The sequence below is a fragment of the Kitasatospora sp. NPDC030952 genome (genome assembly GCF_055571335.1).
Genome location: NZ_JBVIFM010000006.1, coordinates 121,105 through 134,309 on the forward strand (window position 1 = coordinate 121,105; position 13,205 = coordinate 134,309).

General features: G+C 73.7%; 12 protein-coding genes. 6 read left to right on the forward strand and 6 right to left on the reverse strand.

What is annotated here, in order from left to right; translation table 11 throughout:
- Positions 1 to 251 precede the first annotated feature (251 nt).
- Both ACZ47G_RS14165 and ACZ47G_RS14170 read left to right on the forward strand, forming a co-directional pair.
- Positions 252 to 1,046, forward strand: a complete 795-nt coding sequence (locus tag ACZ47G_RS14165; protein ID WP_465742280.1) for a carbon-nitrogen hydrolase family protein — start codon at positions 252 to 254, stop codon at positions 1,044 to 1,046.
- 211 nt (positions 1,047 to 1,257) lie between these two features.
- On the forward strand, positions 1,258 to 2,664 hold the full coding sequence (locus ACZ47G_RS14170) for a class II fumarate hydratase (protein ID WP_465742282.1): 1,407 nt from the start codon (positions 1,258 to 1,260) through the stop codon (positions 2,662 to 2,664).
- Between the two features lie 194 nt (positions 2,665 to 2,858).
- Here the strand turns inward: ACZ47G_RS14170 and ACZ47G_RS14175 are convergent, their stop codons facing one another.
- Positions 2,859 to 3,479, reverse strand: a complete 621-nt coding sequence (locus tag ACZ47G_RS14175) for an SPW repeat protein (protein ID WP_465742284.1) — start codon at positions 3,477 to 3,479, stop codon at positions 2,859 to 2,861.
- Positions 3,480 to 3,513: 34 nt separating this feature from the next.
- Here ACZ47G_RS14175 and ACZ47G_RS14180 point away from each other — a divergent pair, with 34 nt between their 5' ends.
- Together ACZ47G_RS14180 and ACZ47G_RS14185 are read left to right on the forward strand one after the other, a co-directional pair.
- The gene (locus tag ACZ47G_RS14180; RefSeq protein WP_465742286.1) at positions 3,514 to 4,086 is read left to right on the forward strand and encodes a PadR family transcriptional regulator; all 573 of its coding nucleotides are present in this window, start codon (positions 3,514 to 3,516) and stop codon (positions 4,084 to 4,086) included.
- A 231-nt stretch (positions 4,087 to 4,317) separates the two neighbouring features.
- On the forward strand, positions 4,318 to 6,018 hold the full coding sequence (locus ACZ47G_RS14185; protein WP_465742288.1) for an acyl-CoA dehydrogenase family protein: 1,701 nt from the start codon (positions 4,318 to 4,320) through the stop codon (positions 6,016 to 6,018).
- A 185-nt stretch (positions 6,019 to 6,203) separates the two neighbouring features.
- Here ACZ47G_RS14185 and ACZ47G_RS14190 read toward each other — a convergent pair whose 3' ends face one another.
- A complete protein-coding gene (locus ACZ47G_RS14190) occupies positions 6,204 to 6,899 on the reverse strand; it encodes a response regulator (RefSeq protein ID WP_465742290.1) in 696 nt (231 codons plus the stop codon).
- Positions 6,900 to 7,162: 263 nt separating this feature from the next.
- On the opposite strand from ACZ47G_RS14190, the gene ACZ47G_RS14195 reads away from it, so the two are divergent.
- Entirely contained in the window at positions 7,163 to 9,259 is a 2,097-nt protein-coding gene (locus ACZ47G_RS14195; RefSeq protein WP_465742292.1) for a sensor histidine kinase, read from the forward strand.
- A gap of 163 nt (positions 9,260 to 9,422) precedes the next feature.
- On the opposite strand, the gene ACZ47G_RS14200 is transcribed toward ACZ47G_RS14195, so the two are convergent.
- From ACZ47G_RS14200 to ACZ47G_RS14215, 4 genes are read right to left on the reverse strand one after another with little or no spacing between them, the layout of a single operon-like run.
- Complete coding sequence (locus tag ACZ47G_RS14200; RefSeq protein ID WP_465742294.1) at positions 9,423 to 9,623, reverse strand: hypothetical protein; 201 nt, start codon at positions 9,621 to 9,623, stop codon at positions 9,423 to 9,425.
- Positions 9,624 to 9,676: 53 nt separating this feature from the next.
- Complete coding sequence (locus ACZ47G_RS14205) at positions 9,677 to 10,336, reverse strand: hypothetical protein (protein ID WP_465742296.1); 660 nt, start codon at positions 10,334 to 10,336, stop codon at positions 9,677 to 9,679.
- A gap of 25 nt (positions 10,337 to 10,361) precedes the next feature.
- Positions 10,362 to 10,772 carry a pirin family protein gene (locus tag ACZ47G_RS14210; protein WP_465742298.1) on the reverse strand — a complete coding sequence of 137 codons (411 nt, stop codon included), beginning with the start codon at positions 10,770 to 10,772 and terminating at the stop codon, positions 10,362 to 10,364.
- Complete coding sequence (locus ACZ47G_RS14215; protein WP_465742300.1) at positions 10,769 to 11,233, reverse strand: hypothetical protein; 465 nt, start codon at positions 11,231 to 11,233, stop codon at positions 10,769 to 10,771. The genes ACZ47G_RS14210 and ACZ47G_RS14215 overlap by 4 nt, the downstream gene beginning before the upstream one ends.
- A gap of 429 nt (positions 11,234 to 11,662) precedes the next feature.
- Between ACZ47G_RS14215 and ACZ47G_RS14220 the strand changes: the two genes are divergently transcribed.
- Positions 11,663 to 13,009 (forward strand): phosphoribosyltransferase family protein, encoded by a 1,347-nt coding sequence (locus ACZ47G_RS14220; RefSeq protein WP_465742302.1) that lies wholly within the window; start codon positions 11,663 to 11,665, stop codon positions 13,007 to 13,009.
- Positions 13,010 to 13,205: the final 196 nt, after the last annotated feature.

Consider the following 13,205-nt stretch of genomic DNA (forward strand, 5'->3'; position numbering starts at 1 on the left):
AACGGACGAAGGCCGTCCACCCCCGTCCTCGGCGCGGCGCGGAACGACGCGGTGGACAACGGCTCGCTGTGACGCCGCCAGTTCCGAACCGAGGACCGGGCCGAGGACCGAGCCGACTTCCAGGCCCGCCACCAGGGCGACGACCGAGCCGAAGACCGAGCCGGGGACCGACACCGCGTTGCCCGGCTGATCAGCGGGCGCATAGGTTGATCTTGACCGCCGACCCCCCACCCCCGCCCGGAGGCCCCACCATGCCCTCGTCCGTGCCGCCGACCGCCACCGACCCGACCGGCGCGGCCACCCCGGCCCCCGCCGCCGTCACCGTCGCCGTGGCCCAGCCGGTCTGCGCCGCCCCCGGCCGCCCGGACACCCTGGACGTCAACGTCGGACGGCACGCCGAGGCCGTCCGGGAGGCCGACACCCGCCTGGTGGTGTTCCCCGAGCTGTCGCTGACCGGATACGACTTGGCCGCCCCCGCCGTCGACCCGGCGGACCCGCGGCTCGCCCCGCTGGTCGAGGCCTGCGCCGCGACCGGCGCCCTCGCGCTGGTCGGCGCACCGGTCGTGGAGGCCGACGGCCGCGAGTCCATCGCCACCCTGGCGGTCACCGGCGAGGGCGCCGTCGTCGTCTACCGGAAGATGCGCCTGCACGGCCCCGAGCTGGACCGCTTCGCCCCGGGCGAGAAGCCCTTCGTGCTGGAGCTGGACGGCCTGCGGCTCGGCCTGGCGGTCTGCGCCGACGCCGCCGACCCGGCGCACGCCGAGGAGACCGCGGCGCTCGGCATCGACGCCTACGTCGCCTCCACCCTGTACGGCCCGGGCCCCGCGCAGGCCGAGCGGCTCGCCGAGCACCTGCGGGAGCGGACGACGGCGCACCGGGTCTGGGGCGTGCTGTCCACCAGTGCCGGGGCCAGCGGCGAGTTCCCGGAGACCTCGGGCTGCTCCGGGGTGTGGGCGCCGGACGGCACGGTGGTCGGCCAGCTCGGCGCCGAGCCGGGCGGACTGCTCCGCGCCGAACTGCTCCGCGCCGAGCTGCCCGGCCGGTAAGCCCACTCCCCGCGGTAACCCCGCCCCCGCGCGGCAACCCCGCGCCTACCGCGCTGGGCCCGCCCCTGCGCGGTAACCCCCGCCCCCAGGGCCGGGGCGTCTGGCGGATCGCGGGCCCCGGGTGGAAATACCCGGGGCCCGCGCGCGGCTGTCGTGATCGGAAACACCGGTGACCGGGCCGACCGGGCCCGTACAGGAGGTGCAGCGCGCGATGGGTGACGAGCGGGAGAAGCCGCAGGAGTACCGGGTCGAGCACGACTCGATGGGCGAGGTGCGGGTACCGGCCGCCGCGAAGTGGCAGGCGCAGACGCAGCGGGCGGTGGAGAACTTCCCGGTGTCCGGCCAGCGGCTGGAGCGTGCGCACATCGCCGCGCTGGCCCGGATCAAGGCGGCCGCGGCGCGGGTGAACGCCCGCCTCGGGGTGCTGGACGAGGAGACGGCCGGGGCGATCGCGGCGGCGGCCGAGGAGGTGGCGGAGGGCCGCTGGGACGACGAGTTCCCGGTGGACGTCTTCCAGACCGGCTCGGGCACCTCGTCCAACATGAACACCAACGAGGTGATCGCCACCCTGGCGGGCGAGCGGCTGGAGCGGCCGGTCCACCCGAACGACCAGGTGAACGCGAGCCAGTCGTCCAACGACGTGTTCCCGTCCTCGATCCACATCGCCGCCACCGCCGCCGTCACCCACGACCTGATCCCGGCGCTGGAGCACCTGGCGGAGGCGCTGGAGCGCAAGTCCGTGGAGTTCGCCCAGGTGGTCAAGTCGGGCCGGACCCACCTGATGGACGCCACGCCCGTCACCCTGGGCCAGGAGTTCGGCGGCTACGCGGCGCAGGTGCGGCACGGGCGCGAGCGGCTGCTGGCCACCCTCCCCCGGGTCGCCGAACTTCCGCTCGGCGGAACGGCGGTGGGCACCGGCATCAACACCCCGCCCGGCTTCCCGGCGGCCGTCATCGAGGAGGTGGCCCGCGCCACCGGGCTGCCGCTGACCGAGGCCCGGGACCACTTCGAGGCGCAGGGCGCACGGGACGCGCTGGTCGAACTGAGCGGCCAACTGCGCACGGTGGCGGTCGGGTTCACGAAGATCGCGAACGACCTGCGGTGGATGGGCTCCGGCCCGCGCACCGGCCTGGGCGAGATCAACCTGCCGGACCTCCAGCCCGGTTCGTCGATCATGCCGGGCAAGGTGAACCCGGTGCTGCCCGAGGTGGTGCTGATGGTCGCCGCCCAGGTGGTGGGCAACGACGCCACGGTGACGCTGGCCGGCGCGAGCGGCAACTTCGAGCTCAACGTGATGCTCCCGGTGATCGCCCGCAACGTGCTGGAGTCGGTGCGGCTGCTGGCCAACAGCGCCCGACTGCTGGCGGACCGGACCGTGGACGGCATCACCGCGAACGTCGAACGGGCCCGTGAGTACGCGGAGTCCTCGCCCTCGGTGGTGACGCCGCTGAACCGGTACATCGGGTACGAGGAGGCGGCGAAGGTCGCCAAGCAGGCGCTGGCCGAGCGGAAGACCATCCGTCAGGTGGTGCTGGAACGCGGCTACGTCGAGCGGGGCGCGCTCACCGAGGAGCAGCTGGACGAGGCACTGGACGTGCTGCGGATGACGCACCCGTAAGGCGTGTCCGACGTACGGCGGGTCCGACGCAAGGCGTGACCGACGTACGGCAGGTCCAATGCAAGGCATGACCGACTCAAGGCGCGTCCGACGCAAGGCATGACCGACGCAAGGCGCGCGCGGGCCGGACGTGCGCCGGGGCGCGGCGGGCACTCGCGTGCCCTCCGTGCCCCGGACGCGGGCTGCGGGGAAGGTCAGCCCTTGGCTCGGCCGGCCCGGCCGAGCCGCATCGCTGCTCCGTTCGACGTGATCGTGGCCATCGAGATCGCCGCGAGGCCGAGCAGGAACATCACGGCACCGACGATGACGCAGGTGACGATGTTCTTGCCGTGCGCGACGGACCCGGAGACGGCCCAGGGAGAGATGATCGTCCAGATACCGAGCGCGGCGGCGGCCCAAGCCCTCGCGTGGGTCCGCTCGTAGGCCGAGCCGTAGCCGGCCATCAGCGCGGTGTAGGCCAGACCCACGATCAGGCAGGTCACGGTCAGGGTGCTGAACGCGGTGAAGCCGACGATCCAAGGCGATGCCGCCAGGAAAAGACCGGCCAGTACGGCCAGGGCTTCGATGCCCTGGGCGCGGGGGGTCGAGGTGACCCGCTCGTAGTGTTCCCGGAGTTCGACGATGTCCGGGTGGTGCTCCATGCCCGTCGGCATGTGGGTTGCCACCGATACCACCTCCTGTGGTTCGGACCATGGAAGGGGCAAGCCCCGTACCCATTCTGGCGCTTCTCCAAGGTTTTGCACCTGATAGTCCGGAATGACCGATAACCATCCGGTCACGCCGGTGACCTGCGTCTCAACACTCCGGTGCTCCATTGCTATGCAACTCGTTGCATAGCAGGATGCGGGCATGGCACTGGAGCACGCGATCCTCGTCTCGCTGCTGGAGCAGCCCGGCTCCGGGTACGAACTGGCCCGGCGCTTCGACCGCTCCATCGGACGCTTCTGGACCGCCACCCACCAGCAGATCTACCGGGTGCTGCGGCGGATGGAGGCGGACGGCTGGGTCGCCGCCGAAGAGGTCGCGCAAGACGGCCGCCCGGACAAGAAGGTCTACTCGGCGGCCGCGCCCGGACGGGCCGCGCTGGCCGGCTGGCTGCGCGAACCGGTCGAGCCGGAGACCGTCCGGCACGAGCTCGCGGTCAAGATCCGGGCCGCCGCCTTCGACGACCCGGCCGCGCTGATCTCCGAGGTCGAGCGGCACCGCGAGAGCCACGCCGCCCTGCTCGCCCGCTACCTGCACGGCGAGCAGCGGGACTTCCCCGACCTCACCGCACTGGACACCCGGCAGGAACTCCAGCACGTGGTGCTGCGCGGCGGCATCGAGTTCGAGCGGATGACCCTCGCCTGGCTGGACGACGTGCTCGCCACCCTGCGCCGGCTCGCGGACGGCGGACGGGACCGGAAGACGGACGACAGATGACGGGTGACGGTGACGGGTGACGGGTGACAGCCCGACGGATGCGCAGATGACAGCTGACAGATGACAGGTAACAGATTTCAGCTGACAGAGTCTGAAAGCTGTTACCTGAAATCTGTCAGCTGAAACCGTCCGCTGAACCCAGTTCGCCGAAAGCCGTCCGCCGCCCGCCGACCCAGCCCCGCCCCCCGAACCGCGCCGAGCCCTCACACCCTCGACCCCAGGGAGCCCCTGATGCTCTTCAACCCGCGCACCTACGACCCCGCGCAGTTCGACGAGCCGACCCGTCGGCTGCTGCGCGCGACCGTCGACTGGTTCGAGTCCCGCGGCAAGAAGGCGCTCATCGACACCTACATCGACCGCGCCTGGTACGGCGACTTCCTCGAATTCGCCGCGCGGGAAGGCCTGTTCGCGGAGTTCCTGACCCCCTCGTCGGCCGACCCCGACAAGCGCTGGGACACCGCGCGGATCGCCGAGCTGAACGAGATCCTCGGGTTCTACGGCCTCGGCTACTGGTACACCTGGCAGGTCACCATCCTGGGCCTCGGCCCGGTCTGGCAGAGCGAGAACGAGGCCGTCCGGGCCCGCGCCGCCAAGCTCCTCGCCGAGGGCCACGTGATGGCCTTCGGCCTGTCCGAGCGCACTCACGGCGCCGACATCTACTCCACCGACATGATCCTCACCCCGGACGGTGAGGGCGGTTTCACCGCGACCGGCCCCAAGTACTACATCGGCAACGGCAACGTGGCCGGCCTGGTCTCGGTGTTCGGCCGCCGCTCGGACGTCGAGGGCCCGGAGGGCTACGTCTTCTTCGCCGCCGACAGCCGCCACGAGGCGTACCACCTGGTCAAGAACGTGGTGAACGCCCAGATGTACGTCAGCGAGTTCCGCCTGGAGGACTACCCGGTGCGGGCCGAGGACGTGCTGCACACCGGGCAGGCCGCCTTCGACGCCGCGTTGAACACCGTCAACGTCGGCAAGTTCAACCTCTGCACCGCCTCCGTCGGCATCTGCGAGCACGCGATGTACGAGGCCGTCACGCACGCCCACAACCGGGTGCTGTACGGCCGGAAGGTCACCGACTTCCCGCACGTGCGACGGGAGTTGACCGACGCGTACGCCCGCCTGGTGGCGATGAAGCTGTTCAGCGCGCGGGCCGTGGACTACTTCCGCACCGCCTCCCCCGAGGACCGTCGCTACCTGCTGTTCAACCCGATGACCAAGATGAAGGTCACCACCGAGGGCGAGAAGGTCATCGACCTGATGTGGGACGTCATCGCGGCCAAGGGCTTCGAGGCGGACACCTACTTCGACAAGGCCGCCAAGGACATCCGCGGCCTGCCGAAGCTGGAGGGCACCGTCCACGTCAACCTGGCGCTGATCCTCAAGTTCATGGGCAACTACCTGTTCGCGCCCGCCGACTACGCGCCAGTGCCGACCCGACTGGACGCCACCGACGACGCCTTCCTGTTCCACCAGGGCCCGGCCCGCGGCCTCGGCGCGATCCGCTTCCACGACTGGCGCGCCGCCTACGACCGGCACGCGCAGCTGCCGAACGTCGCCCGCTTCCGCGAGCAGGCCGACGGCTTCTGCGAGCTGCTGCTCAAGCACGCTCCGAGCAAGGAGCAGCAGGCCGACCTGGACTTCCTGCTGGAGATCGGGCAGCTGTTCGCGCTGATCGTCTACGGCCAGCTGGTGCTGGAGCAGGCCGAGCTGACCGGGCTGGACGCGGACGTGCTGGACCAGGTCTTCGACGCGCTGGTCCGGGACTTCTCCGCGCACGCGACCGAGCTGCACGGCAAGGCCTCCGCGACCGAGGAGCAGGCCGCCTGGGCGCTGGCCAACGTGCGCCGCCCGGTGGCGGACGCCGAGCGCGCCGCGAAGGTGTGGGCCCGGGTCGAGGCGCTCTCCGGCGCGTACGAGATGCAGCCGTAGGACCGGCAGGACACGCAAGACTCCGGGGGTGCCGGTCGGCGGACCGGCACCCCCGGACCGCCCCTCCGAAGCACGGGGAACCGGGGAACCGGGGGAACCGGGGGAACCGGGGGAACCGGGGGAACGAGAACCGGGAACCGGGGATCCGGAAACGGGGGACGGGAGGCGAGGGGCGGGGAACGGCGTCAGCCGTCGCCGAGGCCCATGTCGCGGGCCCGGGCGACCGCCTCGGCCCGGGTGGCCACGTGCAGCTTCTCGAAGATGTGGGTGACGTGGTTGCGGACGGTCTTCTCCGCGACCACCAGCTCCCGGGCGATCCGCCGGTTGTCGTGGCCGCGCGCCACCAGGTCCAGCACCTCGGCCTCGCGGGCGGTGAGGTCGGGGAAGAGCTGCCCGGCCTCGCGCATCTTCGCCCCGGCCAGCAGGGCGGTGATCCGCCCGGCGACCTCGCCGCCGAACACCGCGCCGCCCGCGGCGACCGTGCGGACCGCGTGCAGCACCTCCTCCCGCCCGGCCCCCTTGACCAGGTAGCCGCGGGCGCCCGCCTGGAGGGCGGCGAGCAGGTTGCCGTCGTCGTCCGACATGGTCAGCATCAGCACCGGCGGCGCCTGCTCCTGGCCGGAGAGCCGGCGGACGGCCTCCAGTCCGGAGCCGTCCGGCAGCGAGAGGTCCATGATCACCACATTGGGGCGGTGCCGGGCGACCGCCTCCGGGACGTCGGCGACCCGCTCGGCCTCGGCCACCACGGAGACGCCCTCGGCACTCTCCAGCGCCGCCTTGAGCCCCTCGCGGAAGAGGGGGTGGTCATCGACGATCAGTACCCGAACGGGCTTCGCCCCGCCCGCCGGGCCCGAAGGTGCGACCAGCTGCTGTTCATCCACCCGGCCGACACTAGCAGCGGCCATCCCGTGACTCTCCGTGACATGGCCGGAGGTCGTCCGCACGGCGGGAGGCTGTCGCCGGCCGGTGTCCCGCCCGGAATGCGTGACCGCTGCCTCAGGCGTCCGGGACAGCGGGCCGACCACACTGGGAGCGAACGCCGGGGGACGCCGAACGCCGGAGGACACCGAACGCCCGGGTACGCGGCGCCGGCGGACCACGTCGCGGCCGGCGGAACACCCGCTGCCCAGAACGAGGTGGTGCCATGATCACGGCGTCCTCTCCCCCGCACCGCACCCGGGCCGAGCGGCAACTGACCGCCGCCGCGTCCGTCACCGCCCTGTGCTTCGTCGCCGCGACGGTGTGGATCTGCTACGTGCTCGTCCACCTGGGCGAGCCCGGCGTCTCCCACCCCCGCGACCAACTCGCCATCCTGGTCTACGCCCTGCCGACCGCAGCGGCGGGCATGCTGGTGCACGCGCACCGCCCGGGCAGCCCGCTCGGCTGGGTGATGCTCGTTTACGCGGTGACCGACGTCCTCCCCAGCGTGGCGGCCGCGCCGCTCTGGGTCGAGGTCAGCGACCCGGACATCGTCGGCGCCGTGCTGGCCTTCGACGTGCTGTTGAGCGCGGTCAACGTGACGCTCATCTACGCGCTGCCGCTCTGGCTGCCGGGCGGACGGCTGACCACCCGGCGCTGGTGGTGGTTCATCGGCGCCGTCTCCCTGTGGGTGACCGCCGAGGTCGCGCAGTCACTCGCCGACCCGACGGCCTACGGGCGGCCCAATCCGCTGGCCGACAACCCGCCCGCGCGCTTCTTCCCGGCCGCGATCGACCGCCTGGGCGGTCACGACCTGCTGATCGGCGAGTGCGTGATCGGGTTCGTCGCGCTGGTCCTGTTGTCGCGCCTCCTGCGGCCGGCCGGCCCGGGCTGCGACGGGAAGGCGGTCCACCGGCACCGGCTGCGGGTGGCCGGGATGCTCGGGGCGTACCTGCTCTGGGTCGGGCTGCAGGACTTCTACCTGCGCAACCGCGCCGAGCACTACTGGCTCAGCTACTGGCTGTTCGCCGGGGCGGGAGCGGTCTGGGCGGTCGCGGTCGGCTTCCTGGTCATCCGGGACCACGGCTGGCGGCTCGACCGGGCGGCCCGCAGCGTCCTGATCGGGCTGCTGCTGGGCACCGGGGTCACCGGACTGTTCGTGGTGGCCGCCGCCGTGCTGTCCGGCTGGCTGCTGCCGGGGCGCGGCGGGGCCGCTCTGCTGCTGATCGCCCTGGTGTACGCGCTCGGCGCGACCCTGCCACGCGCGGCACGGCGGGTCGTCGTGCTGGTGGACCGGCTCTACTACGGCGAGCGCGCGCAGCCGTACCAGGTGCTGCGGACGCTCGCGGGGCGGGTGCGGCAGGTCGTCGACCCCGAGCAGCTGCCGGGGGCGCTGTGCGCGACGGTCGCCGAAGAGCTCCGGCTGCCCGGCGTCACGCTGGCCGTCACCACCCGGGCCGGACGGCGCACGCTGGCCACCGCCGGACGGCTGGACGGCCGCTGCCAGGGCTTCTCGCTCGTCCACAACGGGCTGCCGATCGGCGAGTTGACCGTCGGACTGCGGGCGGGCGAGGAGCGGCTGGCGGCCACCGACGTCGACATCCTGCGCTCGCTCGCCGACCAGGCCTCGCCCGCCGTCGCCTCCCTCCAGCTCCAGGAGGACCTGCTGGCCAGCCGGGAGCAGATCATCGCCGCGCGGGAGGAGGAGCGACGGTGGCTGCGGCGGGACATCCACGACGGGCTCGGACCGGCGCTGGCCGGCCTGCGGCTGCGGGTGGACAACGCGGCCTCGGCGGCGGACAGCGGGCTCGCGGAACCGCTGAACACCGTCTCCGAGGGGCTGGGGACGGCGATCCAGGAGGTCCGCCGGATCACCGACCGGCTCGGGCCGGCGCCGCTGGGCGAGCTCGGACTGGCCCGGGCGGTAAGGCAGTTGGCGGAGAACTTCACCGGGGCGGGACTGGCCGTGACGACGGAGATCTCACCGGAGCCGCTCCCGAGGCTGGCGGCCGTGGTGGAGGTCACGGCGTACCGCATCACGGCCGAGTCGCTCAACAACGTGCTCCGGCACGCCCGGGCGCGGACCGCGCGGGTGACGCTCCGGGTGGACGACACGGCGCTGACGCTGACCGTGCAGGACGACGGGGTGGGGTACCGGGAGACGGGGCGCACCGAGGAACAGCCGGGCGGCGGGGTCGGGCTGCGATCGATGGCGGACCGGGCCGCGGAGATCGGCGGCAGCTGCACCATCCAACCGCTGCCGCGGGAGCACGGGACGCAGGTGCTGGCGGTGCTGCCGCGTTCGACGGCGGCGGACCGGTAGCGGGGTGGGCGAACAGATCACAGCCGACAGATGACGGATGACAGATGACAGCTTTCGAAATCTGTCATCTGTCATCTGTCATCCGTCGGCTGTCGGCTGTCGGCTGTCGGCTGTCGGCTGTCAGTCGAGCCGGGAGCCGGGAGGTGCGGGCGTCGGACGTGACCTACTTGCCGGGCCCGCAGCCGAAGTGGCAGTCGTTCGCGGTACCGCCGCCGGGCTTCGACTCGGAAGGTCCGCCAGCGACCGGGGGCGAGGACGGGGAGGAACAGGCGTTGCGCAGGGCCAGGGCTGTCGCGATCACGCCCGCCAGCGCTCCGGCCCCGCAGATCACTTTGGCCGCGGTGGTCGCGGTGTTCGTAGACATGAGGTGGTGCTCCTGATTCTTCCGAACGGCCGATCCGATCGATCGATCTGCCCTCAACTCTGCGGACGGGCAGGCCCCGATTGCATGAGTTCGAGGTCCCGTTCCGGTCCCAGAACTGCGCCCACCCGGCCGCGTACGGCGGTCACTGACGCGCCCGGGCCGGCCCGCAATCCGTACCGCTCACCGGCCCGGAGGTAGACCAAGTCGCCCGGGAACAGCGACACTTCGCCGCCGTCCAGGGCGAGGCGGGCACCGCTGCCGGCGAGCAGCAGCAGGAAGGAGTCCGCCGCGGCCTCGGCGGGCGCGGTGTGCGTCTCACCGGGAGCGAGCAGCAGGCCGTCGACGGCGATCCGCCGGTCGGGCCCCGCAGAGCGCGAACCGGCGCGCTGGGCCGGGACGTTGGCGGTCGGCAGGACGGGACGGACGGTGAGCACCGCGGCCGGGGCGTCGCGCAGGGCGGTGAGCCGGTGGCGGCTACCGGGCGGGTGGTGCAGCGCCTCGCCCGGCGCGAGGACCCGGCCCGCCGCGGACAGCCGACCGCCGAGCACGATGGTCACCGACTCGACGGACTCGCACGGCAGTTGCTCGACCCGGGCACCGGGCGGCAGGGTCTCCACGGTCAGTGCGGCACGGACCGACGGCCGCTGCTCGGGGTCGATCAGCCGCTGGAAGGCCGGCGCGGTGCGCGGGACGGCGGCGGGGACGAGGATCACGTCGGGCTCCTGGGATCGGCGGCGGTCAGGGCCGGTCGCAGCGTTCGGCGCGGCGCCGGGCGAGGGCGGCCCTGGTGCGGGCGCGGTGGCGGGGCACCGCCAGGGTGAGGCAGAGCAGTTCCGCGCCGAGCGGGCCCGCCTCGACGTGCAGGGTGCGGCCCCTGCGGGCCAGCAGCAGATCGCCGTCCGAGGCCAAGTGGTCCGGTTGGTCCGGGAGTCCGCCGATGACGGCGGCGCCGCGCAGCACGTGCAGCACGGTCTCGGCGTCGGGCCGGCCGGGTAGCACGTGGTGGGCGCCCGGGCTCAGCCGCAGGTGGTCGAAGGCCTCGCAGGCACTGGTGAGCATGGTGCGGCGGGCCAGCGAGCGGATCCGGACCCGCTCGCCGTTCGGGCCGAGCAGGATCGTGGCGGAGCCGGTGTCGGTGGTGACGATCACCTCTGGTCACCTTCTTCGGGAGTGGACTCGGCGGAGGGGTCGGCCGAGGAGTCGGCGGCGGAATCAACGGAATCAGCGGAGGAGCCGGAGGAGGAGGGGGTGGAGGAGTCGGCGGTGGGGACGGCCAGTACGGCGTGGAAGTACTCCAACCCGGCCGTCCCGGCGATCAGGACGGTCCGTGCGCCGAGCGGCAGCACCACGGCGGTGCCCTCGACCAGCGGCAGGCCGGCGTCGGCGCGCTCGGGGTGGTCCGGGTGCACGACGTCCTCGGGCAGGGTGGCGAGGCCGGAGCCGGCGGTGACGTACAGCGCGTGCTCGGCGCCCTCGGCGGCCACCTCGGCGCTGTGTCCCGGCTCGAGCCACTGCAGGCCGACGGCGCGCAGCGGGCCCGCGAGCAGGCGGCCGGGGTCGACGGCGGCGCCGCGGCGGCGGCGCAGGTCGGTGATGACGGTGCCCGGCATGTCGGACGCTCCTTCGGTGCTGGGCGGGCCTGCGGACCGCCTCTGCGCACCACGTTCCGCCGCCCGCCGTCCCGGCCGCACGGGAGTGGCGTCCCGTCCCGATCCCGCCCCGGCGGCCGCCCACGTCCCGGCTGGTCCCGCCCCGGCGGCCGCCCACGTCCCGGCTGGTCCCGCCCCGGCGCCCGCCCACGTCCCGGCTGGTCCCGCCCGTGCCCGGCCACGTGCCCGGCCATGTCCCGACCGCGCCCCGACCATGTCCCGGGCGGCCCCGGCAGGCCCTGAGAACGCCCCCGGAAGCGCCCCAGGAACGCCTTAGGAACGCCCCGGGAACTCCCCCGGGCCAACCCCACGAGGGCCCCGGGCCGCAGGCCGCACACGCCCGGCACCGGCCCGCCGCGAGCGGCGTACGGTGGAACCGGAGGCCGTGAAATGCACGTCACCGGAACCCACTTCACCGACCGCACCGACGCCGGCCGCCGACTGGCCGCCCGCCTCGGTCACCTCGCCGGCCCCGGCACCGTGGTGGTCGCCCTGCCCCGGGGCGGGGTGCCGGTGGCCGCCGAGGTGGCGGCGGCGCTCGGCGCACCGCTGGACATCTGTGTGATCCGCAAGCTCGGCGTGCCGTACCAGCCCGAGCTGGGGATGGGGGCGATCGGCGAGGACGGCGTCCGGGTGCTGAACGAGCAGGTCATCCGGCTCGCCGGGGTCGGCGGGGAGCAGCTGGCGCAGGTGGAGCGGCGCGAGCGCACCGAGCTGGAGCGCCGGGCCCGCCGCTACCGGGGCGACCGTCCGGCCGCCGACCTGCGCGGGCGGACCGTGGTCGTGGTGGACGACGGCATCGCCACCGGCTCCACCGCCCTGGCCGCCTGCCGGATCGTCCGGGAGCGCGGCGCGGCCCGGGTGGTGCTGGCCGTCCCGGTGGCGCCCCGGGACTGGACGGAGCGGCTGTCCGAGGTGGCCGACGAGCTGGTCTGCGTCGACACGCCGTCGCCGTTCTTCGCGATCGGCGAGTTCTACGCCGACTTCACCCAGACCGGCGACGAGGAGGTGCTGCGGCTGCTGGCCGAGGCCCGGGGCGAGCGGGCGGACCCGCCGGGCGCGTCCGCCGCGGGCACCGACCGCGAGCTGGTGCTGCCCGTCGCCGGGGTCCGGCTGGCCGGTCGGCTGAGCGTCCCGGCCGGGGCGGTCGGGGTCGTGGTGTTCGCGCACGGCAGCGGCAGCGGCCGGCGCAGTCCGCGCAACCGGCACGTCGCCCGCCACCTGAACCGGTCCGGGCTCGGCACCCTGCTGTTCGACCTGCTCACCGAGGCCGAGGAGCCGGACCGGCGCAAGGTGTTCGACGTCGCCCTGCTCGGCGCCCGGCTGACCGCCGTCGCCCGGGAGCTGGGCCGCACCGAGGGGGCGCGCGGCCTGCCGCTCGGCCTGTTCGGCGCCAGCACCGGCGCGGCCGCCGCCCTGTACACCGCCGCCGAACTGGGCCCGGCGGTGCGCGCCGTGGTCTCCCGGGGCGGGCGCCCGGACCTCGCCGGGCCGGACGTCCTCGGCCGGGTGGGCGCGCCGACGCTGCTCGTGGTCGGTTCCCTGGACACCACCGTGCTGGACCTCAACCGGCGGGCCCAGGCCCTGCTGGGCGGCGCGAGCGAGCTGGCGGTGGTGCCGCACGCGAGCCACCTGTTCGAGGAGCCGGGCACCCTCGACCAGGCCGCTGAGCTGGCCGGGGACTGGTTCCTGCGGCACCTGCCGACCGCCGGCGCACCGCCCGCAGAGGGCGGCTAGCGCCGGTTGTGCACATTTCGCGCGGGCACCGCCCGGAGGCAGCACATATTGCGCAGCCGAAGGCGGGATTTCCTGATCAGCTTGTACACATTGAGCAGTGAAAAACCGACCTGTTGCCCAACCCTCAGGACAGGAGCAAGCTCTGCGCAACCGCACCGCCCACCCGTCGCCGTGCGGCAGCGATCCACGCGATCCG